General features: G+C 65.8%; 20 protein-coding genes. 12 read left to right on the forward strand and 8 right to left on the reverse strand.

The features are described from left to right. Positions 1–3: 3 nt before the first annotated feature. Positions 4–765: an NAD kinase gene (locus ACFSM0_RS10235; RefSeq protein ID WP_377389989.1), complete on the reverse strand. Its 762-nt coding sequence runs from the start codon at positions 763–765 to the stop codon at positions 4–6. Between the two features lie 214 nt (positions 766–979). Here ACFSM0_RS10235 and glyA point away from each other — a divergent pair, with 214 nt between their 5' ends. Continuing rightward, the gene (gene glyA, locus ACFSM0_RS10240; RefSeq protein ID WP_377389991.1) at positions 980–2272 is read left to right on the forward strand and encodes a serine hydroxymethyltransferase; all 1293 of its coding nucleotides are present in this window, start codon (positions 980–982) and stop codon (positions 2270–2272) included. A 63-nt stretch (positions 2273–2335) separates the two neighbouring features. Here the strand turns inward: glyA and ACFSM0_RS10245 are convergent, their stop codons facing one another. Further along, on the reverse strand, positions 2336–2692 hold the full coding sequence (locus tag ACFSM0_RS10245) for a hypothetical protein (RefSeq protein ID WP_377389993.1): 357 nt from the start codon (positions 2690–2692) through the stop codon (positions 2336–2338). A 99-nt stretch (positions 2693–2791) separates the two neighbouring features. Between ACFSM0_RS10245 and ACFSM0_RS10250 the strand changes: the two genes are divergently transcribed. After that, complete coding sequence (locus tag ACFSM0_RS10250) at positions 2792–3571, forward strand: alpha/beta fold hydrolase (protein ID WP_377389994.1); 780 nt, start codon at positions 2792–2794, stop codon at positions 3569–3571. A gap of 19 nt (positions 3572–3590) precedes the next feature. On the opposite strand, the gene ACFSM0_RS10255 is transcribed toward ACFSM0_RS10250, so the two are convergent. From ACFSM0_RS10255 to ACFSM0_RS10265, 3 genes are all read right to left on the reverse strand, one after another. Beyond that, positions 3591–4082: a cytochrome b gene (locus ACFSM0_RS10255; protein WP_377389996.1), complete on the reverse strand. Its 492-nt coding sequence runs from the start codon at positions 4080–4082 to the stop codon at positions 3591–3593. Between the two features lie 140 nt (positions 4083–4222). Next, positions 4223–4408, reverse strand: a complete 186-nt coding sequence (locus tag ACFSM0_RS10260) for a CTP synthetase (RefSeq protein ID WP_377389998.1) — start codon at positions 4406–4408, stop codon at positions 4223–4225. A 124-nt stretch (positions 4409–4532) separates the two neighbouring features. Next, positions 4533–4856, reverse strand: a complete 324-nt coding sequence (locus ACFSM0_RS10265) for a hypothetical protein (protein ID WP_377390000.1) — start codon at positions 4854–4856, stop codon at positions 4533–4535. Between the two features lie 296 nt (positions 4857–5152). Between ACFSM0_RS10265 and ACFSM0_RS10270 the strand changes: the two genes are divergently transcribed. The 6 genes from ACFSM0_RS10270 (at position 5153) to panC (ending at position 13623) form a co-directional block, all read left to right on the forward strand. Continuing rightward, a complete protein-coding gene (locus ACFSM0_RS10270; protein WP_377390002.1) occupies positions 5153–6265 on the forward strand; it encodes an efflux RND transporter periplasmic adaptor subunit in 1113 nt (370 codons plus the stop codon). A gap of 10 nt (positions 6266–6275) precedes the next feature. After that, entirely contained in the window at positions 6276–9344 is a 3069-nt protein-coding gene (locus ACFSM0_RS10275; protein ID WP_377390004.1) for an efflux RND transporter permease subunit, read from the forward strand. A 226-nt stretch (positions 9345–9570) separates the two neighbouring features. After that, positions 9571–10776 (forward strand): aminopeptidase P family protein, encoded by a 1206-nt coding sequence (locus ACFSM0_RS10280; protein WP_377390006.1) that lies wholly within the window; start codon positions 9571–9573, stop codon positions 10774–10776. Between the two features lie 202 nt (positions 10777–10978). Continuing rightward, on the forward strand, positions 10979–11827 hold the full coding sequence (locus ACFSM0_RS10285) for a L,D-transpeptidase (protein ID WP_377390008.1): 849 nt from the start codon (positions 10979–10981) through the stop codon (positions 11825–11827). A 135-nt stretch (positions 11828–11962) separates the two neighbouring features. Then, positions 11963–12787, forward strand: a complete 825-nt coding sequence (gene panB, locus ACFSM0_RS10290; RefSeq protein WP_377390010.1) for a 3-methyl-2-oxobutanoate hydroxymethyltransferase — start codon at positions 11963–11965, stop codon at positions 12785–12787. After that, positions 12784–13623, forward strand: coding sequence for a pantoate--beta-alanine ligase (gene panC, locus ACFSM0_RS10295; protein WP_377390012.1), 840 nt, complete (start codon positions 12784–12786; stop codon positions 13621–13623). Before panB ends, panC begins: the two co-directional genes overlap by 4 nt. Positions 13624–13707: 84 nt before the next feature. Here panC and ACFSM0_RS10300 read toward each other — a convergent pair whose 3' ends face one another. Further along, entirely contained in the window at positions 13708–13962 is a 255-nt protein-coding gene (locus ACFSM0_RS10300; RefSeq protein ID WP_377390014.1) for a hypothetical protein, read from the reverse strand. A gap of 120 nt (positions 13963–14082) precedes the next feature. On the opposite strand from ACFSM0_RS10300, the gene ACFSM0_RS10305 reads away from it, so the two are divergent. The 3 genes from ACFSM0_RS10305 (at position 14083) to ACFSM0_RS10315 (ending at position 15595) form a co-directional block, all read left to right on the forward strand. Next, positions 14083–14874 (forward strand): M48 family metallopeptidase, encoded by a 792-nt coding sequence (locus ACFSM0_RS10305; protein ID WP_377390016.1) that lies wholly within the window; start codon positions 14083–14085, stop codon positions 14872–14874. Between the two features lie 123 nt (positions 14875–14997). After that, a complete protein-coding gene (locus tag ACFSM0_RS10310; protein WP_377390017.1) occupies positions 14998–15360 on the forward strand; it encodes a DUF6455 family protein in 363 nt (120 codons plus the stop codon). Then, complete coding sequence (locus ACFSM0_RS10315) at positions 15338–15595, forward strand: DUF6455 family protein (RefSeq protein ID WP_377390018.1); 258 nt, start codon at positions 15338–15340, stop codon at positions 15593–15595. The genes ACFSM0_RS10310 and ACFSM0_RS10315 overlap by 23 nt, the downstream gene beginning before the upstream one ends. Positions 15596–15632: 37 nt before the next feature. Here ACFSM0_RS10315 and ptsP read toward each other — a convergent pair whose 3' ends face one another. Both ptsP and ACFSM0_RS10325 read right to left on the reverse strand, forming a co-directional pair. Further along, complete coding sequence (gene ptsP, locus ACFSM0_RS10320) at positions 15633–17873, reverse strand: phosphoenolpyruvate--protein phosphotransferase (protein WP_377390019.1); 2241 nt, start codon at positions 17871–17873, stop codon at positions 15633–15635. A 57-nt stretch (positions 17874–17930) separates the two neighbouring features. Further along, the gene (locus tag ACFSM0_RS10325; RefSeq protein ID WP_377390021.1) at positions 17931–19193 is read right to left on the reverse strand and encodes an aspartate kinase; all 1263 of its coding nucleotides are present in this window, start codon (positions 19191–19193) and stop codon (positions 17931–17933) included. Between the two features lie 175 nt (positions 19194–19368). On the opposite strand from ACFSM0_RS10325, the gene ACFSM0_RS10330 reads away from it, so the two are divergent. Beyond that, complete coding sequence (locus ACFSM0_RS10330) at positions 19369–20877, forward strand: pyruvate kinase (protein WP_377390022.1); 1509 nt, start codon at positions 19369–19371, stop codon at positions 20875–20877. The last annotated feature ends 24 nt before the right edge of the window (positions 20878–20901 follow it).

The following is a 20901-nucleotide window of genomic DNA, read 5'->3' on the forward strand; positions in this document are numbered from 1 at the left end:
CGTTCAGGCGAACTGCTCGCGCATCAGCCGCTCTTCAAGCCCGTGGCCGGGGTTGAAAAGAATCCGGTGCGTGACCTTTGGCTCGGAATACACCTCGACCCAGCGCACCGGCTTCACGCCACGGCTGTCGGCATCGGCCATCACCGGGCGCTTGCCCGGTTCGAGCACATCAAAGCGCACCAGCGCGGAGGAGGGCAGGATCGCGCCCTGCCAGCGCCGTGGCCGGAACGGGGCGATGGCCGTCAGGGCCAGCACATCCGAACCGATCGGCAGGATCGGCCCCTGAGCAGAATAGTTATAGGCGGTCGAGCCTGCGGGGGTGGAGACGATCGCGCCATCCGAGATCAGCTCTTCCATCCGCACCCGGCCATTGACCGAGATTTGCAATTTTGCCGCCTGCGGCCCGGCGCGCAGAAGCGAGACCTCATTGATGGCGAGCGCCTTGTGCAGCACGCCATCGGCGGTTTCGGCCCGCATCGCGAGCGGGTTGATATGCGCCTCTTCCGCCGCCGCGAGCCGTTCAGGCAGATCTTCCGCGGCATAATCATTCATCAAAAAGCCGACCGAGCCACGGTTCATGCCGTAAACCGGCAAGCCGCGGTCGGCATGCAGGCAATGGAGCATGAAGCCATCGCCGCCCAGCGCCACGATCACATCCGCCCGCTCGACGGAGGCCTGACCGTAACGCCGGGTCAGATCTGCACGGGCCTGTTGCGCGCTCGGCGCCGAGGAGGCCGCGAAATGAATGTGGTTCGGCCGGTTCATACCCCTTCCCCTCTCGCCCGGCGCAGGCGCAGCGGGCCAACAAGGTGTCGCAAGCCGGGCGCGGAAACACAAGGCCGGATCCTGAAGCGGATCGCGCCCTCCGCCCGGCGCGACAAATGCGCCGCGCCAAAATGCCCGATCGTCGTTTTGAGCGCTTTCGGGGCCGCAAATTCTGCGATAAACGGGCGACAACAATCCCCAGCAGGAGACGCCTATGACCGCCCAACGCGACGCCGGCTTCTTTACCGAAAGCCTTTCTACCCGTGACCCCGAGCTGTTCGGCGCGATCCGGAACGAGCTGGGCCGCCAGCGCGACGAGATCGAGCTGATCGCTTCCGAAAACATCGTCTCCGCGGCGGTGATGGAAGCGCAAGGCTCGGTGATGACGAACAAATACGCCGAGGGCTATCCGGGCAAACGCTACTATGGCGGCTGCCAGTATGTTGACGTGGCCGAGCAACTCGCGATCGACCGCGCGTGCCAGCTTTTTGGCTGCTCTTTCGCCAACGTGCAGCCGAACTCGGGCAGCCAGGCGAACCAGGGCGTGTTCAACGCGCTTTTGAAACCCGGCGACACGATCCTCGGCATGAACCTCGCCTCGGGCGGCCACCTGACCCACGGCGCGGCGCCGAACCAGTCGGGCAAATGGTTCAACGCGGTGCAATATGGCGTGCGCCAGCAAGACAACCTGATCGACTATGACGAGGTTGCCCGCCTTGCCAAAGAGCATCAGCCGAAGCTGATCATCGCTGGCGGCTCGGCCATTCCGCGTCAGATCGACTTTGCCAAGTTCCGCGAGATTGCCGACAGCGTTGGCGCCTATCTGATGGTCGACATGGCCCACTTTGCGGGCCTCGTGGCCGGCGGCGCGCATCCCTCGCCGTTCCCGCATGCCGATGTGGCCACCACGACGACTCACAAAACGCTGCGCGGCCCGCGCGGCGGCATGATCCTGACCAACAACGAAGAAATCGCGAAAAAGGTCAATTCGGCGATCTTCCCCGGCATTCAGGGCGGCCCGCTCATGCATGTGATCGCGGCGAAGGCGGTGGCCTTTGGCGAGGCGCTGCGCCCCGAGTTCAAGGTTTATGCCCAGCAAGTGATTGCGAATGCGCAGGCGCTGGCGGACGAGCTCGTCAAGGGCGGGCTCGCCATCGTCACCGGCGGCACCGATACCCATGTCATGCTTGTTGACCTGCGCCCGAAAGGCGTGAAGGGCAACGCCACCGACAAGGCGCTCGGTCGCGCCCATATCACCTGCAACAAGAACGGCATCCCCTTCGACCCGGAAAAGCCGACCGTGACCTCGGGGATCCGCCTTGGCACGCCCGCCGGCACCACCCGCGGCTTCAAGGAAGAAGAGTTCCGCCAGATCGCGCGGATGATCATCAAGGTGGTCGATGGCCTCGCCGCCAATGGCGAAGAGGGCAATGACGCGGTGGAAGCCGAAGTGCGCGCCGAAGTGGCCGCGCTCTGCGCCCAGTTCCCGCTTTATCCGAACCTCTGAGCCTCTGCTCTCAAAGACGAAAGGCCCCCTCCGGGGGCCTTTTTCATGGCGGCTCGGGCCGGTTCAGCGAATGAAGGCGAAAGCGACCCCGGCCATCACGGCGCAGCCAAAAGCGACGGTGGCGGCGATGTCGAGCAGGCGGCGGCCAAAGCGCATCGGCGCCCCGAGCGGCTCAAGATACGTCACACAGGTCTGATAGGCTTGGCGCAAGGCCTGCTCATCGAGCTGGCGCGCCAGCCGCGGCGCGCCAATCATCGCCTCGGCTTGCGCGATCTGGCGCGCGGCGCGGCGCACCTTGCGCGGCAGGCTGCGGTGGCGGCTTGCGATCCGCTCGGAGAGCGAATGCCCGCGCGCGCCCAGCCGCTCTGCCAGAAGCTGCGAGACGCGCCCACACATCCGCTGAAGCTCTCTCGGCTCCATCTCGTTCTCCCCTGCATCCCCCGCCCCAGGCTAGCTGTCCGCCGCCAGGCACGCAACGCTGCACTGGTCGCGCGCCGCGCCACGCGCTAAATGTCGCGCATGCTGCATGTCATCGCCCATGGCCCCGAAACCGCCCTGCCCCCGCTCGTGATCGTGCCCGGCCTGTTTGGCTCGGGCCGCAACTGGGGCGTGATCGCCAAGCACCTGAGCGCCGCGCGGCGCGTGCTCGCGCTTGACATGCGCAATCATGGCGACAGTTTTTGGGCCGAGAGCCATACCTACCCCGAGCTTGCCGCCGATATTGCCGAGGTGATCGCGGCCGAGGGGCGCGCCTGTGATGTGCTTGGCCATTCGATGGGGGGCAAGGCCGCGATGATGCTCGCGCTGACCCGGCCCGGGCTCGTTGAACGGCTTGTTGTGGCCGATATTGCGCCGGTGCGCTACACCCATGGCGCCGCGCATGGCGGGCTCATCTCTGCGATGAAGGCCTTGAAGATCGACGATCTGACAACACGGGGTGAGGCGGACAAGCGGCTTGCCGCGACGGTTCAAGATCCTGGTACGCGGGCGTTTTTGTTGCAATCGCTCGATTTGCGCGCAGACCCGGTGCGCTGGAAGCTCAACCTTGATGCGCTGGAGGCAAACCTCCCCGCGATTCTGGATTGGCCCGCGCTGCCCGCCGGGGCGCGCCCCTTTGCCGGGCCGGCACTGTTTCTGTCGGGCGGCACCTCCGATTACCTGCGCCCCGCCTATCATGAAACAATCCGCGCGCTTTTCAGCCACGCGGATTTTCAGGGCATCGAAGGTGCGGGCCACTGGCTCCATGCCGAGAAGCCGCGCGCGGTGGAGGCGGCCATCGCCGCCTTCCTCGCGCGCTAAAGGCTCCGTCGGTAAAGGCTCAGTCGGCCGCCTTCATCATGCGCGCGATCACGCCAGTTTTTTCAACGAACTGCTGCTTGAGCGCGCCCGCCACATGAACGAGGATGAGCAGGCCAAGCACCAGCGCAAGCGCGCCATGAACGCCAGCCGACAGCTCGACGCCGCCGAACTTCGCCACCCCGCCGCTCACCACCATCAAGATCAGCACAAGATACATCGTGTGCTGCACGGCGGCGGCAAGCTTGGTCATCATCGGGTTCGAGGTCGGCACCGGTTCCGGCGCGCCGCGGGTGAAGCGCAGCACCATCCGCCAGACCACCATCACAAGGATCAAAAGCCCGGTGAGCACATGCAGCGGGGCGGCGGCGTTGAACGGAATGGCCGTGCCTTCCTGCGCCGCATCGAAGGCGGCGCCAATGGCATCGTTGAACAGGAATTGCGGAATGATCAAAGCCGCAACGGCCCAATGCAGGGCGATCTGGGCGCGGCTGTATCCTTGGGGACGGGACATGGCTTTCTCCTGAAAGAACCGCAACAAAGGCGGGGCGAGAAAGGCTTGCACAGCCCTTCTCGCCCCGCAAGCGGATAGATCAGCGCAGGCCCGGGCCCCTTCCCGTCCCCGGTGCCGCCCCCTCTTCGGGTTCTGTCCGCTCAGGCGTTTTCGTTGATCTGTTTTGCCACGACCCAGGCGATCGGCAATGCCACGACAAAACCGACCGCCGCGGCGACCAGCATCGCTTTTGTGTTGAACATGTTCATGGTGAGCGCAGCAGTGATGAGGATACCGGCCAGTGTCGGGCCAGCGAGGGCATAAATGATGCCAAATAGACGTGTCATGAGAGCCTCCGGTGCAACGCGTTTCATGCAAATTTCAAGCATCTTTTGGTGCGTGGAAAATTGATCTGAGTCATATTCGGATACTTGCGGCGGTTTGCCCGCATGCGGCGCAATGACGCGGGCCTCAGCACGCAAGCTCGAACCGCGCCTCGCCGGTGTCGCCCGGCAACGAAGGCGCGCGCCAGATCCCGCCTGCGGGGCCGATGACCGTGCATCCTGAGGCGATCTCGGCCGCGCGCACCATCAAGGCGGGCACCCGGTCGCGCGCAGCACGCGGCAGATAGCCCCGCCGCACCACCTCGGCGCGACCAGTCTTGACGAAAACGGTGAAACGATACCCTTCAAGCGCCACTTCCTGACGTGTCGCGCCAAAGAACTGGGGCGCGGGCGAGACCGCACAGCCGCACAGGAGCGCAAGGCTCAAAGCCAGATGAACCGCATATCGCATCACGGCCTCCCCCAGATCGAGGCCCCCCAAGTCGAGGCCCCTCCACGTCGAGGCCCCCCTAGGTCGCGGCATCGCGCAGAGCCGGGAAGGAATTTTCGGCGGCTTTGGTTAACAAAAGATGAAGCGCGCCCCGGTCGGGCTGGCGGGTTTATCTGCAACGTCGCGGAACGGACTTGGTGCACGATCTTGTGTTTTGGCAGAGACGCCCACATGGTGCGCCAGACATCGTCCCGGACGCCGTCGCCGGGCGGGGACGGCCGCGCCGCGGCCCGACCGGAAATGTATCGGAGCTGTCCATGATCAAACGCCTGCTCATCGCCATCGTCGCCCTTGTCATCGTGGCCGGTGGCATCATCGGCTACAATCTCTTAATTGGCCAATTGATGAAAACGATCTTTGCCAACATGAAAGCGCCGGCCGTGCCGGTCTCGGTGAGCATGGTCGAGGCGGGCACCTGGACGCCTCAGATCGAGGCGATCGGCACCGCCGCGGCAATGCGCGGCACAGATCTCGCGGTTGAAGCCTCCGGGATCGTGCGCGAGATCCGCTTCAAGGCGAATGATACCGTCACCAAGGGGCAGGTTCTGGTGCAGATCGACGACCGCGAGGAACGCGCCGATCTGGCCTCGGCCAAGGCCGCGCTCGATCTGGCGGATGTAACGCTCAAGCGCGCGCGTGAGTTGCGCGCCCGTGGCGTTTCGGCAACCTCGACGCTCGACGAGGCGGAAGCCGCGGCGGCGGAAGCGCGTGCCCGCGTGGCAAAGATCGAGGCGAGCCTTTCGACCAAGGTGCTCACCGCCCCCTTTGAGGGCGTGATCGGCATTCCGCAGATCGAGACCGGCGCCTATGTCTCTGCGGGCACGACCTATGCGACCTTGCAGGACCGCGCGCATATGCGGGTCGATTTTGCGCTCACCGAACAGCAGGCGGCACAGGTGCGCGCGGGCATGCCGGTCAGCCTGACCTCGGAGGGCGAAGATCTGAGCCTGAGCGGCACGATCACCGGCATCGAGCCGAAAATCGACCCCAATTCCCGGCTCGTGACGATGCGCGCGGTGGTGCCCGATGCGGCGGGGCGACTGACGCCGGGGCAGTTCCTGCATGTGCAGGTGGCATTGCCGGCCGAGGAAAACGTGATCGCTTTGCCGCAATCCGTGGTGCAGGCGAGCCTTTATGGCGACAGTGTCTTTGTCGTGCGCGAGGTCACGCCCGAGGGGGCGGAGGCGCCGGAGTTGCAGGTCAAGCAGGTCTTCGTCAAGGTCGGGCGCAGCGCGGGAGACCGGCTGGAGATCCGCGAGGGGCTCACGGTTGGCGACCGGGTGGTGAATGCGGGGCAGAACAAGCTGACCTCGGGCGCCGCGGTAACGATCGACAACAGCCTGAGCCTTGATCCTGCGGCAGCCAACTGAGGGGGGCGGGATGCATTTCTCCGAGCTTTTCATCCGCCGCCCGGTGCTTTCCACCGTTCTTGGCGCCTTCATGCTGCTCTTGGGCATCCAGGCCTATTTCAACCTGCCGGTGCGCGAATACCCCAAGGTTGACGAGACGGTGGTGACGATCACCACCGCCTATGCGGGCGCTGCGCCCGATCTCATTCAGGGCTTCATCACCGCGCCCATCGCCGCCGCCGTCGCCACCACCGAGGGGATCGACTATGTCACCTCCTCGTCGATGCCCTCGGTCTCGACGGTCTCGGTCAACATGCGGCTCGGCTCGGACCCGGACACGGCGCTGACCGAGGTGCTCTCCAAGGTGCAGCAGGTGCGGGGCGAGCTGCCCTCCGACGCGGAAGATCCGGTGATCGTCAAGGGCACCGGGATGACCTTCGCGCTCATGTATCTGGCGGTGCAAAACCCCAACATGACCGCCGAGCAGCTCACCGAATACCTTGAGCGGGTGATCAAGCCGCGGATGTCGACGATTCCGGGCATTGCCGAGGTGCAGCTGATCGGCGCCTCGACCTATGCGATGCGGGTCTGGCTTGATCCGCTGAAGATGGCGGCGCGCAATGTCACCGCCGCCGAGGTGCTCGCCGCGATCAATGCCTCGAACTTCCTCGCCGCGCCGGGCAAGACCGAGAACGAATATGTCACCCGCGCAATCACGCTCAAATCGACGCTGCAGACGCCCGAGGCCTTCGGCGCCCTGCCGATCCGGGCCGAGGGGGATCAGGTGGTGCGGCTGCGCGATCTCGCGCGGGTTGAACTCGCCTCCGACGAGGCGGGCGAGATCGTCACCTTCGACGGCGCGCGCGGCACCTTCATCGGCCTCTCGCCCACGCCCTCGGCGAACCCGCTCTCCACCGCCGCCGCCGTGCGCAAGGAGCTTCCGGCCATCGCCGCGACCCTGCCCGAGGGCATGTCGATCGACCTTGTCTATGACACGACCGAGCAGATCTCGGCCTCCATCGACGAGGTGTTCAAGACCATCGCCGAGGCCGTCGCCATCGTGGTGGTGGTGATCTTGCTGTTCCTTGGCTCGCTCCGCTCGGTGGTGATGCCCATCGTCACCATTCCGCTGTCGCTGATTGGCGTGATGGCGGTGCTGATGGCGCTGGGCTATTCGATCAACCTGCTCACGCTTCTGGCCATGGTGCTGGCAATCGGGCTCGTCGTCGACGATGCGATCGTGGTGGTGGAAAACATTCACCGCCACATCGAAGACGGGATGAAACCGCTTCCGGCCGCGGTGCAGGGGATGAAAGAGATCACCGGCGCGGTGGTGGCGATGACGATCACGCTCGCCGCGGTGCTGGCGCCGCTTGCCTTCACCGCCGGTCTCACCGGGGCGCTTTTTACCGAATTTGCCTTCACGCTGGCGGGCTCGGTGATCCTCTCGGGGATCATCGCGCTCACCATCACCCCGACGATGGCGGGGCGGGTGCTCAAATCGGGGCATGCGACCGGCTTTGCCGCCTTTGTCGACCGCAGCTTCGAGCGCTTCGCGGGCTGGTATGAACGGCGCGTGTCCAGTTCGCTCGACTATCGCCCGGTGACGCTCCTGATCGTCGTGGTGCTGATCGGCACGATGGGCTTCATGTTCCGCCACACCCAGACCGAGCTCGCCCCCGAAGAGGATCAGGGCGCGGTGATCGCCATGCTGCAGGGGCCGCGCTATGCGACCTCGGATTATACCGCGCATTACATTGATGCGCTCGGCCAGCAGACTGCCGAGATCCCGGAGGTGAAAACCTCGTTCTCGATTGCCGGGTTCGGCGGCTCGGACAGCATGGGGATCTATATCTGGGCGCTGAAGGACTGGGCCGACCGCGACCGCAGCCAGAAAGAGGTTCAGACCGACATCCAGAAGGGCATCGACGCCTCGACCGGGGTGCAGGGCTTCGCCTTTGCCCCCCCCACCCTGCCGGGGGCCGGTGGCGGGCTGCCGATCTCGGTCGTGGTGCAGTCGATCCATGGTGCAGACCGGGTGGCCGAGGTCTCCGAAGAGATCCGTCGTCGCGCAACGGCGACGCACAAGTTCATCTTCGTGCAGAACTCGCTGACCTTCGACGCGCCCGAAGTGGTGGTGATGATCGACCGCGACCGCGCCGCAGCGCTTGGGGTGCCGGTCTCGCAAATCGCCACCACGCTCGGGCTGATGGTCGGCGGCGCCTCGGTGGCGCAGTTCGACCGCGATTCAAACAGCTATGACATCATCTTGCAGGTGCCGCGCGACACCCGCGGCACGACAGAGGATCTGGGGCGCTATTTCGTGCGCGCGTCGAGCGGCGAGATGGTGCCGCTTTCGGCCGTCGTCACCATGACCTCGGGCTCGATGGCCGCCGCGATCGAACAGTTCAACCAGCTCAACTCCGCCACCATCTCGGCGCTGCCGATCCCGGGTCAATCCTCGGGCGACGGGCTGGCCGAGATCATCCGCATCGCCAATGAGGTGATGCCGGAAGGCTTCTTCCTCGACTTCTCGGGCCAGTCGCGGCTGGAGCAGACGCAGGGCAACACGCTGATGATCGCCTTTGGCGCGGCGGTGCTCGTGATCTATCTCGTGCTCGCGGCGCAATTCGAAAGCTTCCGCGACCCGTTCATCATCCTGATGGCGGTGCCGCTGACAATCTTTGGCGCGGTGCTGCCGCTCAACCTCGGTCTTGGCACGCTCAACATCTACAGTCAGGTGGGGCTGATCACGCTGATCGGCCTGATCACCAAGCACGGCATCCTGATGGTGGAATTTGCCAACCAGAGCCGCGAGAGCCACGGGCTCGGGCGGCGCGAGGCGATTGTCGCGGCGGCAAAAACCCGGCTCCGCCCGATCCTGATGACGACTGCGGCGATGGCGCTTGCGGTGGTGCCGCTCGTGCTCGCAGAGGGCGCGGGGGCGGCCGCGCGCGAGGCGATGGGGATCGTGATGTTCTCGGGCCTCCTGATCGGGACGATGTTCACGCTCTTCGTGGTGCCGATGTTCTACACGCTCATCGCGCCCTCGGATGAAGCGATGAAGGCCGCCGAGGCCAAACGGCACGCGGCGGGGTAACCGCCACGTGGCCGCGGCCCGCGCCGTGGCCACGCGATTGTCCCTTTTCCGCGCGGCGGTGGTTCCCCCTTGCCAGCTCGCTGCCCTTTTGCCATTCTTGCTCCCGAGCCGTGGCGATGGCGTCGCCGCAGGGCGGAGATCCGTCCGATGCTTGCGCGAGGAAGGCCCCCGCGCTTCGTCCTGAACGCCGGGGCCTATCCGGGCCCGCGGGCCCAGAGGACAGACCATGCAAAGACCCGAATTCTACACCTGCGAAAACGGCCTCAAGGCGCCCCTGCCCTTCGCCCCAGAGGAATATGAGGCGCGCCTTGCGGGGCTGCGCGACATCATCGAGATGCACAGCCTTGATGCGGTGCTGCTCACCTCGATGCACAACATCGCCTATTACTCGGGGTTTCTCTATTGCGCCTTCGGTCGCCCCTATGGGCTTGTGGTCACCAAAGACCGCTCGGTGCTGATCTCGGCGGGGATTGACGCGGGCCAGCCCTGGCGGCGCTGCCACGGTGAGGCGCTCACCTATACCGACTGGGCGCGCGACAATTTCTGGCGCGCGGTGGCCCATGTGATTGGCACCGGCAAGGCGGTGGGCTGCGAGGCGGACCACCTCACCATGGTCAATGCCGACAAGTTCTCCCATTTCCTCAAGCCCAAGCGCGGGCTCGACGTGGCGCCCGCCACAATGGCGCAGCGCATGGTCAAATCCCCCGCCGAGATCGCGCTGATCCGCCATGGCGCTGCGGTGGCCGATATTGGCGGCCATGCGATCCGCGACACGATCCGCGCGGGCCTGCGCGAGATCGACGTGGCAATGGCCGGGCGCGACGCGATGGAGGCAGAGATCGCCAAGCGCTTCCCCGAGGCGGAATACCGCGACACCTGGGTCTGGTTCCAATCCGGGCTCAACACCGATGGCGCGCATAACCCGGTCACGGGGCGGGTGCTCAAACGCGGCGATATTCTCAGCCTGAACTGCTTCCCGATGATCTCGGGCTATTACACCGCGCTTGAGCGCACCCTCTTTGTGGGCGAGGTGGACGCCGCGAGCCTGAAGATCTGGGAGGCGAACGTGGCCGCGCATGAATATGGCATGAGCCTGCTTGTGCCCGGCGCGCGCTGCGATGAGATCACGCAACAGATCAACGCCTTCTTCGCCGATCGCGATCTCTTGCAATACCGCACCTTCGGCTATGGCCACAGTTTCGGCGTGCTCTCGCATTACTATGGCCGCGAGGCGGGGCTGGAGCTGCGCGAAGATATCGAGACGGTGCTCGAACCGGGCATGGTGATCTCGATGGAGCCGATGTTGACGCTGCCCGAAGGCATGCCCGGCGCAGGCGGCTACCGCGAGCACGACATTTTGGTGATTGGTGAAACGGGCGCGGAAGACATCACCCAATACCCCTATGGCCCCGGCTTCAACGTGGTCGGCTGAAACCGGCCCGGGGGGCGCAAACCGCTCCCCGGGCCCCGCCCGCGGCCCGGAACGCGCCAAAAGGCGGCTCCCGGCAGATTTCTGAGCGGTTTTCGCGGTTTCGTGAACGGCGGGGCTTGACCTGGCAGCACCGCCCCGGCGAGCTAAATTATCAATCGCCCCGCTGCCACGGGGATTCGCTCAAGTCCACAGGTGCTGACTCTTGTCTCGACTTTCACTCCGTTTTCACGCCCCCGTCGCCGGGGTGATTGCAGCCGCCCTGCTCGCCGGCTGCGCCCCCGCGCCGATGACGCCCAGCGGCAAATCTTCTTCTTCCGCCGTGCCGCCCGAATATCAGGCGCGCCCTGACGGCACGCGTGTCGTGCCGCCGGTCAACCCTGCCTATCTGAACGAGCGCAACCGCCGCCGCTGGGTCGATTACAATGGCCCCGAGGGCAAGGACACGATCGTCATCGACCCCTATGCGCGGCTCCTTTACCACGTTGTCGAACCGGGCCGGGCGATGCGCTTTGGCGTTGCGGTGGGCAAGGCCGGCAAGGGCTTCTCGGGCACGGCCATCGTCGGGCGCAAGGAAGAATATCCCTCCTGGCAACCCACCGCGAACATGGTGCGCCACGACCCTGCGCTTTATGGCCCGCTGGCCGGCGGGCTCCCCGGCGGGCTCGACAACCCGCTCGGTGCGCGCGCGCTCTATCTCTACCGCAACGGGCACGACACCTATTACCGCATCCACGGCACGATGGACCCGTCCTCGATCGGCAAGGCCACCTCGGCGGGCTGCATCCGGCTCTTCAATCAAGACATCATCGACATGTTCGACGAGGCGCCGCTTGGCACCAGGGTGAAGGTGCGCAGCCGCGCCGAGAGCCTTGAGCTCGAAGGGCCGATGCATGAGCTGCACACAGGCTATGTTGTGCCCGAAGCCGCGGTGGAGCTGATCAGCGCCGACGAGGCGGCCTGGGAAGCCGGACAGATCACCGATCCGGCCATCCTCGAGGCCCAGCAGCACGCCGCCGCCGTCGCCTCGGCCGAGGCCCGCGGCGCGAACTGAGCCCGCCCAAGGCGCCATCGGCCTTCCGGCCCGCCCGGAAGGCCATTGGCGTCTTTGCGCTGCGTCGCAGCGTTCCCACTTTGCATTCGCCGCTCATAAGGTCTATATGCCTGCGCCGAGGAAAGGGAGGGTTCCATGAGCGCAACCGCAAGCCTGAAACGGCTGATGCCGTCGGATATTCGCGCCCTCAAGGGCACGGCGCCGGTGGTGGTGCTGACCGCCTATACCACGCCCGTCGCCAAGCTCGCCGATCCGGCCTGCGACGTGCTGCTGGTGGGCGATTCGCTGGGCATGGTGCTGCACGGCCTCCCCTCGACGCTGGGCGTGACGATGGAGATGATGATCCTGCATGGTCAGGCGGTGATGCGTGGCTCGGACCGGGCTCTCGTCGTGATCGACATGCCCTTTGCCAGCTACGAAGAAAGCCCGGCCCAGGCGTTCCGCAACGCCGCGCGGATCATGGCGGAAACCGGCGCGGGCGCGGTGAAGCTGGAGGGCGGCGTGCATATGCGCGAGACCATCGCGTTTCTCGTTGCCCGCGGCATTCCGGTGATGGCCCATATCGGGCTGACGCCGCAATCGGTCAACACGCTCGGCGGCTACAAGGTGCAGGGCAAGGGCGCGGATGCGGCGCGGCTGATGGCCGATGCGCAGGCCGTGGCCGAGGCGGGCGCCTTCTCGGTGGTGCTGGAAAAAGTGCCCGCCGGGCTCGCGGGCGAGATCTCGCGCGCGCTCCCGATCCCGACCATCGGCATTGGCGCCGGGGTGGCATGCGACGGGCAGGTGCTGGTGGTCGATGACATGCTCGGCCTGTTTTCCGATTTCAAACCGAAATTCGTCAAACGCTATGCGGAGCTGGGCCGCACCGCTGCCGAGGCGGTTGCCGCCTATGCCGCCGAGGTGCGCGCAAAGCGCTTTCCCGCCCCCGAACATTCTTTCTTCGATGAGGCCAACAAATGACCCAGGTGATCCGCTCTTCCGCCGAATTGCGCGAGAAGGTGGCAACATGGAAACGCTCGGGCATGCTGGTGGGCGTCGTCCCCACGATGGGCGCGCTGCATGATGGCCACATGAGCCTCGTGCGCGCCGCGCGCAAACAATCCGACCGGGTCATCGTGACGATCTTCGTCAATCCGATGCAGTTCAACAATTCCGACGATCTCGCGAAATATCCGCGCGACGAGGCGCATGATCTGGCCTTGCTTGAAACCGAGGGGGTCGATGTGCTCTTTGCCCCCGGGGTGGAGGAAGTCTATCCGGCGGGCTTTGCCACCAAGGTCTCCGTCTCCGGCGTCTCCGAGCCGCTCGAAGGCGCGTTCCGGCCCGGCCATTTTGACGGCGTGGCGACGGTGGTGACCAAGCTTTTCGGCATGACGCAGGCGGGCCGCGCCTTCTTTGGCGAAAAAGACTGGCAGCAATTGCAGGTGGTGCGCCGGATGGTTGCGGATCTCAACATTCCCGTCCGCATCATCGGCTGCCCGACGATCCGCGAAGAGGACGGGCTGGCGATGTCCTCGCGCAATGTGCGGCTGAGCGCGGACGAACGGGCCTGCGCGCCCCTTCTGCATGCCGAACTGCAAAAGGCGGCAGAAGCGATTCGCGCCGGCACCCCCGCCGCCGCGGCGCTCGCGGCGGCCCAAGAGGCGCTCAGCGCCGCGGGCTTCGGGCCATGGGACTATCTTGAGATGCGCAGCGCCGAAACGCTGCAGCCGCTCGACACGCCCTGCGAACCCGCCCGTCTGCTGGCGGCCGTCGGCCTTGGCGCGGTGCGGATGATCGACAATATCGCAGTCTGAAACGGCTGCCGCTTCGACTTTGCGCAAATATCCCGGGGGTGAATTGGCCAAAGGCCAAGAGGGGGCAGCGCCCCCTGCCTTTGGTCACGCCGGCGGCTTGCGGTTTTGCAACCGGTAGACGCCCTCGGGCAGATCCAGCGCCGCGGCGAGCTCGCGCAGCTGCGCATGCGAGAACACCACCCGCATCACGATCTCGGTGTTTTCGTCGAGTTGCTCGACCACCACACAATCCTCGAAGGACTGGATGGTGATATCTTCCTGCAGGTAGTCGCGCGGATCGGCCCCTTCGTCGACGAGGGTGATCACGGTGGCGTCGAATTCGTGCTCGATGGTGAACATAGGATTATGCTAGCGCGGCAAAACCGCCGCGCAAGGGCAAAGATTTCATTTCTCTTCTGTTTGCCCGTTGCACCCGCCGGGCGGGCAGATACACTCGCGCGATCTCCCCCGGGGCTTGAAATGCTGCGTCATCACCTGCTTATGTGCCTGATCGTACCGCTGGGCCTTGCGGCTTGCGATGCCGTTCCCGGGGCGGGGCCGAGTGCGGTGGTGCGCACGCAGATGCCCGCCTCCGGCGCGCCGGTCGTCACCACCGAACAGGGGCCCAACGCCAGCGAGGCCGCCGCGAATTTCATTGCCGTCACGCAAGACATGAAACCGCGGATCGAGGCCGAGTGCCGGGCCCGCACCCAGGGGCATCGCAACTGCGACTATCAGGTGATGGTCGACGAAAGTCCCGACAGCGCCCCCAACGCGCTGCAAACCGTTGATGCCCGAGGCCGGCCGGTGGTCGCCTTCAACCTCGCGCTGATCGCCGAGGCGCGCAACCGCGACGAGCTGGCCTTCGTGATGGGGCATGAGGCGGCGCATTACATTCTTGGCCATCTGGAGGCGAAAAGCTCCGATGCGGACCGCGGCGCGCGGATCATGGGCGCCCTTGCCGCCGCCTCGGGCGCGGATGCGGGCACCATCGCCCGCGCCGAGAGCTTTGGCGCCGAGGTTGGCGCGCGCAGCTTCTCGAAGGATTACGAATTGCAGGCAGACCAGCTTGGCGCCGTGATCGCCTGGGATGCGGGCTATGACCCGGCCCGGGGCGCGCTGTTCTTCACCCGCATTCCCGACCCGGGGCACGGCTTTCTCGACACCCACCCCGCCAATGCCGAACGCATCGCCTTGGTGCGGCGCACCGTGGCCGAGCTGCGTGCCCGCGCCAGCGCCCACAGCCTTCCCCCCGGAGCCAGCGGCAGCTGAGCCGGCCCCCCGAACATCCCCCTGCCCGGCCCCCTGCCGGATCGACCGGCGGCGCTTGATCTGAATCATGGCGTGAACACGTCATGATTTACAGCATGGCGCAGATTTTCCAAAGGATGGCCCATGTACGGACGCAAAACCCTCAATCGTCACGCCGCACTGATGAACCGCATGGCTCAGGTTCTGGGGATCAACCTCACCGAGCGCATGATCGCGGGCAAGATCAGTGGCGAGGAATGGCGTGAGGCGGTGGTGCGCTGCACCAATTGCAGCGACCCCGGCGAATGCATGCACTGGCTGGCCGAACATGCCGAGGCCGGCACAGACCCGAACGCGCCCCCGATCGCCGCGGCGCCCTCCTATTGCACCAACAAAATGATGATGGCCCGGCTGCGCCGTCAGATTGTCGAGGAAGACCAAGCCGAAGAACCAGTGCCCGGAAGCGGTGTAGAAGGAGAAAGTGATGGGTATCCAGGGAAATGTTGATCTGCACTTCTGGATTACGCGCGGCATCGCGCGTCGGATGGGAGTGAACCTCTCCGAAGCAATGCAGGACGGGGCGCTGACGCAGGCGGATTTTGCCGACATGATCCTGCGCTGCCGCGAATGTCAGGGGGTCGATGGCTGCATGACCTATCTCTCCGGCAATGACGCCGCAGGCTCCGCCCCCGACTGGTGCGCCAACCGCGCCATGCTCACCGGCCTGCGCGCGCTGAACTGAGCCCGGCCGACACAGCACACGAGCGCAACCAACGCGGTTACTGGCTGGCGAGCCAAGCGGTCACCGGGTGGCGCACGGATTGTGCGCCACTCGCCCGCGCCGTCTCGATCACATCGCGCAACGCGCCCAGATCGGAGCGTCGGATCAGATGCTTGACCGGCCCGATCGAGGCCGGGCGCATCGAGAGCGTGCGCACACCAAGCGCCGCGAACGTGAGCGCCTCGATCGGGCGCCCCGCATCCTCGCCGCAAAAGCTCAGCGCCGTGTCATTCGCAGCGCAGCGCGCCACGATTGTCTCGATGAAGCGCAGGAAGCTGACGTCGAGCGTATCATAGCGGCGCCGCACCCGCTCGTTTTCGCGGTCGGCCGCAAAAAAGAACTGCTTGAGGTCATTGCCGCCAATCGAGATGAAATCGCAAGCCGCAAAGAAGCTGTCGGGCGCGAAGGCGAGCGAGGGGGTTTCGAGCATCGCGCCCACCCGCACATCGCACGGCACCGGATGCCCGAGCGAGGCCTCCCGGTCGATCTCGCGCAGCAGCATCGCCTTGGCGGTGTAAAACTCGTCGGGCGCGGCGATGAAGGGGAACATGATCGAAAGCTCGCGCCCCTCGGAAGCGCGGATCAACGCCTGAAGCTGCATGCGCAGAACGCCCGGCTTGTCGAGGCCGACGCGGATCGCGCGCCAGCCCATCGCCGGGTTCGGCTCTTCTTGCGGCTTCATGTAGGGCAGCACCTTGTCCGAACCGATGTCGAGGGTGCGGAACTGCACCGGCGCGCCCTGCGCGGCGTCGATCACGCGCTTGTAGAGCGCGGCAAGCTCGCCGCGCCGCGGCACGCGCGAGCGGATCAGAAATTGCAGCTCGGTGCGGAACAGGCCCACCCCGTCCGCGCCCGAGCTTTTCAGCGAGGGGAGATCGGCCATCAGACCGGCATTCATCATCAGCCGCACGGTCTGGCCAGAGCGGTCCATCGCGGGCACGGTGCGCAGATCGGCATAGCGTTTTTGCGCCTCTGCCTGCATCGCGATCTTGTCGCGGAAGGCATTCGCCACGGTTTCCTCGGGGCGCAGGTGAACAATGCCCTGATCGCCGTCGACAAGGATCTGGTCCCCGTTCAGCGCCTCGTTGGTGATGCGATGGGCATGGATCACGAGCGGAATGGCCAGCGCCCGCGCGACGATGGCCGCATGGCTTCCGACCGAGCCCTCTTCAAGCACAACCCCCTTGAGGCGGCGCCCGTAATCGAGCAGCTCCGCCGGGCCGATGTTGCGTGCCACCAGAACCGGGGTCTCGGGCAGATCGGCGCCCGTGTCCTGCCCCTGCCCGGTCAAAAGCCGCAACAGCCGGTTCGAGAGGTCATCAAGGTCGTGGAGCCGCTCGCGCAGATAGGCATCGGTCGATTGCTCAAGCCTTGCGCGGGCGGTCGATTGTTCTTTTTCCACCGCCGCCTCGGCAGACAGACCCAGCGCAATATCCTCGCACATGCGCCGCACCCAGCCGCGCGAATGGGCAAGCATCTTGTAGGCCTCAAGAACCTGCCGCTGCTCCTTGTCCATCGCCGCCGAGCCGATCAGCATCTCGTCGATCTGCGCCTGCAGCGTGGCGACGGCTTCCTCAAGCCGCACCTTCTCGGCCTCGGGGTCGTCGCCCACCGGGTTCGTCACGACCACGCGCGGCTCGTGCAGCCACACCCGGCCCTCGGCGGCGCCCTCCTGCCCGGTGGTGCCGCGGAACATGACCGGGAACCGATGCGTGGCGCCAATGCCGTTCTGATCGCCGGTGAAGGCGCCCAGCTCGGTCATTTCGGCGAGCACCATGGCGACGACTTCGAGCCCGTAGACCTCGTCTTCCAGGAATTCCCGCGCCTCGCGCGACTGCACGACCAGCACGCCGAGCTTTTCGCCCACGCGCTGGATCGGCACCCCAAGGAAGCTCGAATAAATTTCTTCGCCGGTCTCGGGCATGTAGCGGAAGCCGGGCTCGGAGGGGGCGTCGCCGGTGTTGATCGGCTGGCCGGTGCGGGCAACCCGCCCCACAAGCCCCTCGCCGAGGCGCATCCGGGTCTGGTGCACGGCCTCGCGGTTGAGCCCTTCGGTGGCGCAAAGCTCCAGCGTTTCCGGGTCGCGGAACAGATAGATCGAGCACACATGCGCGTGCATCGAATCCGCGATCAGATGGGTGATATGGTCGAGCCGGTCCTGCCCGCCCCCGGGGGTGGCCAGCGTATCGCGCAACCGGCGCAGCAGGCTGCGACTGTCACTCTCGCGACGCTCTGCCATTCATTTCGCCCCCGTTTTTCGCCCCGCCTCAGCCGCGGGCTCGACCCTGCTCAGCGCTCAGGCCGTTTTCTCCAGCTCGAACGCATCATGAAGGGCTTGCACGGCCAGTTCCATATATTTCCGGTCGATCAGCACCGAAATCTTGATTTCGGAGGTGGAGATGACCTTGATGTTGATGCCTTCGGCGGCCAAAGCGGCAAAGCTGCGCGCCGCCACACCCACTTGAGAGCGCATGCCGATGCCGACAACCGAAACCTTCGCCACTTCGGTGTCGATGATCAGCTCGTCATATTTGATCTTGCCTGCGGCCACGGCGTCTTCGAGCGCCTTTTGCGCCCGCGCAACCTGATTGATCGGGCAGGAGAAGGTCATGTCGGTGACGGCGCCGGGGTGGGCCTCGTCATAATCCTTCTCGGAGATGTTCTGGACGATCATGTCCACGTTCACCCCCGCTTCCGAGAGCGGGCCAAAGATCGCCTGCGCCACGCCGGGGCGGTCTTCGATGGTGAAGAGGGTGATCTTGGCCTCGTCGCGCGAATAGGCGACCCCCGAGACGACTTTCGATTCCATGATTTCATCCTCCCCGCACACAAGGGTTCCAGAGTTTTCGTCGGTGTCCTCGAAGGAGGAGAGCACCCGCAGCCGCACATTGTAGCGCATCGCCAGCTCTACCGAGCGGGTCTGCAGCACCTTGGCGCCGAGCGAGGCCAGTTCGAGCATTTCCTCAAAGGCGATCTTGTCGAGCTTGCGCGCCTTGGAGCTGATGCGCGGGTCGGTGGTATAGACGCCGTCCACATCGGTGTAGATATCGCAGCGCTCCGCGCCGAAAGCGGCGGCAAAGGCCACCGCGGTCGTATCCGAGCCGCCACGGCCCAGCGTGGTGATCCGGCCCTCGACCGAAATCCCCTGAAAGCCCGCCACCACCGCGACCTTGAAGCCCTCGGCGAATTTCGCGTCGATATTGGCGCGCGGGATCGAGACGAAGCGCGCCGAGCCATGCGCCGAGGTGGTGTTGATCGGCACTTGCCAGCCTTGCCAGCTGCGCGCCGAGATCCCCATTTCCTGCAGCCGCAGCGCCATCAGACCCGCGGTGACATTCTCGCCCGAGGCAACCACGGCATCATATTCGCGCGCATCGTAAAGGGGTGATGTGCCCTCGACCCAGCCGACAAGCTCGTTCGTCTTGCCCGACATCGCCGAGACGATCACGATCACATCATAGCCGCGCTCGACCTCGCGCTTGACCTTCGCGGCCGCATTGGCGATGCGGTCGAGGTCGGCCACCGAGGTGCCGCCGAATTTCATCACGAGAAGCGGCATCTTCCCCTCCGATCCTGCGCCGGACCCTGTGTCCGGTATCGCGCTCCTGCTAGCGGAAGGGGGCGGCGCATGCAAGAGTTTCACCGGGTCCAGGCGGACAGTCTGTCGCGGATCTGTCACCTGCCCGTCATCCAGAGCGGATAGCTCCTTGGCGTAGACGGTTGAAGGAGGGGTCATGAGTCTGGTCGAGGTCGAGATCCGGGAGCGGCGGGCGCAAGCACGCGGTTTGCAACGCGCGCTGGAGGCGCTGCGCGGCGATCTGGTGCGCCGGTCGGAGGCAACACTGGAGGGATGGGACGGGCTGATCCGGCGCCCCGAATTCTTGCCCTCGGCGCGCAACCTTGCCGATTATCTGGCGCTGCGCCGCGGCGATCTGGTGCCGTTTCAGGCGCCGCTCGCCTCGCTCGGCCTTTCGTCGCTCGGCCGCGCCGAAAGCCATGTGCGCCCCTCGCTCGATGCGGTTCTGGCCTCGCTCGCGATGATCGGCGGCGAAGGCACCGCCGATTATCCGACCGTGGAAATGTTCGCCGCCGGCCCGGCCCGGCTCGCGGCGCGGCGCGATGCGCTTTTTGGCGCCCGCCGCGATGCGCCGCGCTCGCGCGTCATGGTCACGCTGCCCACCGAGGCCGCCACCGATCCGGCCCTTGTCGGCACGCTCCTGGCCGCGGGGGCCGATTGCATCCGCATCAACTGCGCGCATGACACGCCAAACGAATGGGCGGCGATGATCGGCCATGTCCGTCATGCCGCCGTGCGGCTGGGGCGGCGGGTGCCGGTGCAGATGGATCTGGAGGGGCCGAAGCTGCGGGTCGAGGCGCTGTCCACGGGCAAGGAGGACTCGCCGCGCCTGTTCGAGGGGGATCGCTTCGAGGTGGTCGAGACATTCTCGAAAGCGCCCGAGCATCTGCAGATCCGCCTGAGCCACCCGGCGCTGATTGCGGCGATGGTGGAGGGCGGCGCGCTCTGGATCAATGACGGCAAGCTGCGCGCGCGAATCCTCAGCGTCGCGCAGGGCCGGGTGCTGGCCGAAGTTGTCTCGACCCCCTCGAAAGGGGCAAAGATCAAGCTCGAGAAAGGCGTGAACCTGCCCGGCGTCGACCTGCGCGTGCCTGCGCTGACCCGCACCGACCTTGAAACCCTCGATTTCGTGCTGGGCCACGCCGATATTCTGGGCTTCTCCTTCGTGCAGACCGGCGCCGATTTGCGCGCGCTCTTCGAGGCGCTTGACTGCCGCTCGGACGGCGGCACGAGCCGCGACTGGCCCGCGCTGATGCTGAAGATCGAAACGCCGATGGCCCTGCGCAACCTGCCCGCGCTGATTGTCGAGGCGGGCGGGCGGGTGCCGGTCGGGGTGATGATCGCGCGCGGGGATCTCGCCGTCGAGATCGGCTTTGAGCGGCTCAGCGAAATTCAGGAAGAGGTGCTGTGGCTGTGCGAGGCCGCCGAGGTGCCGGTGGTCTGGGCCACACAGGTGCTTGAGGGCATGGTGAAGGATGGTCAGGCGAGCCGGGCAGAGATGACCGATGCCGCGATGAGCCAGCGCGCCGAATGCGTGATGCTCAACAAGGGGCCGCATCTGGGCGCGGCTGTGGGGTTCCTGCGCGATGTGCTGATGCGGATGGACCGTCACACCAACAAGAAATCTCCCCGGCTCGGCGCGCTCGGCCTCTGGCACGATCTCTGAGCCCATTTCGAGCCCAGCCTTTTT

This window comes from Rhodobacter lacus, from assembly GCF_042683065.1.
Lineage (GTDB): Bacteria > Pseudomonadota > Alphaproteobacteria > Rhodobacterales > Rhodobacteraceae > Rhodobacter > Rhodobacter lacus.

Bases quoted from the DNA above. Each gene is read 5' to 3' on its own strand.
- ACFSM0_RS10235 (WP_377389989.1), bottom strand. From the start codon at position 765: ATGAACCGGCCGAACCACATTCATTTCGCGGCCTCCTCGGCGCCGAGC.
- panC (WP_377390012.1), top strand. From the start codon at position 12,784: ATGACCCAGGTGATCCGCTCTTCCGCCGAATTGCGCGAGAAGGTGGCA.
- ACFSM0_RS10310 (WP_377390017.1), top strand. From the start codon at position 14,998: ATGTACGGACGCAAAACCCTCAATCGTCACGCCGCACTGATGAACCGC.
- ACFSM0_RS10300 (WP_377390014.1), bottom strand. From the start codon at position 13,962: ATGTTCACCATCGAGCACGAATTCGACGCCACCGTGATCACCCTCGTC.
- ACFSM0_RS10250 (WP_377389994.1), top strand. From the start codon at position 2,792: ATGCTGCATGTCATCGCCCATGGCCCCGAAACCGCCCTGCCCCCGCTC.
- ACFSM0_RS10270 (WP_377390002.1), top strand. From the start codon at position 5,153: ATGATCAAACGCCTGCTCATCGCCATCGTCGCCCTTGTCATCGTGGCC.
- ACFSM0_RS10275 (WP_377390004.1), top strand. From the start codon at position 6,276: ATGCATTTCTCCGAGCTTTTCATCCGCCGCCCGGTGCTTTCCACCGTT.
- ACFSM0_RS10325 (WP_377390021.1), bottom strand. From the start codon at position 19,193: ATGCCGCTTCTCGTGATGAAATTCGGCGGCACCTCGGTGGCCGACCTC.
- ACFSM0_RS10280 (WP_377390006.1), top strand. From the start codon at position 9,571: ATGCAAAGACCCGAATTCTACACCTGCGAAAACGGCCTCAAGGCGCCC.
- ACFSM0_RS10260 (WP_377389998.1), bottom strand. From the start codon at position 4,408: ATGACACGTCTATTTGGCATCATTTATGCCCTCGCTGGCCCGACACTG.
- ptsP (WP_377390019.1), bottom strand. From the start codon at position 17,873: ATGGCAGAGCGTCGCGAGAGTGACAGTCGCAGCCTGCTGCGCCGGTTG.
- ACFSM0_RS10255 (WP_377389996.1), bottom strand. From the start codon at position 4,082: ATGTCCCGTCCCCAAGGATACAGCCGCGCCCAGATCGCCCTGCATTGG.
- ACFSM0_RS10305 (WP_377390016.1), top strand. From the start codon at position 14,083: ATGCTGCGTCATCACCTGCTTATGTGCCTGATCGTACCGCTGGGCCTT.
- ACFSM0_RS10265 (WP_377390000.1), bottom strand. From the start codon at position 4,856: ATGCGATATGCGGTTCATCTGGCTTTGAGCCTTGCGCTCCTGTGCGGC.
- panB (WP_377390010.1), top strand. From the start codon at position 11,963: ATGAGCGCAACCGCAAGCCTGAAACGGCTGATGCCGTCGGATATTCGC.
- ACFSM0_RS10315 (WP_377390018.1), top strand. From the start codon at position 15,338: ATGGGTATCCAGGGAAATGTTGATCTGCACTTCTGGATTACGCGCGGC.
- ACFSM0_RS10245 (WP_377389993.1), bottom strand. From the start codon at position 2,692: ATGGAGCCGAGAGAGCTTCAGCGGATGTGTGGGCGCGTCTCGCAGCTT.
- ACFSM0_RS10330 (WP_377390022.1), top strand. From the start codon at position 19,369: ATGAGTCTGGTCGAGGTCGAGATCCGGGAGCGGCGGGCGCAAGCACGC.
- glyA (WP_377389991.1), top strand. From the start codon at position 980: ATGACCGCCCAACGCGACGCCGGCTTCTTTACCGAAAGCCTTTCTACC.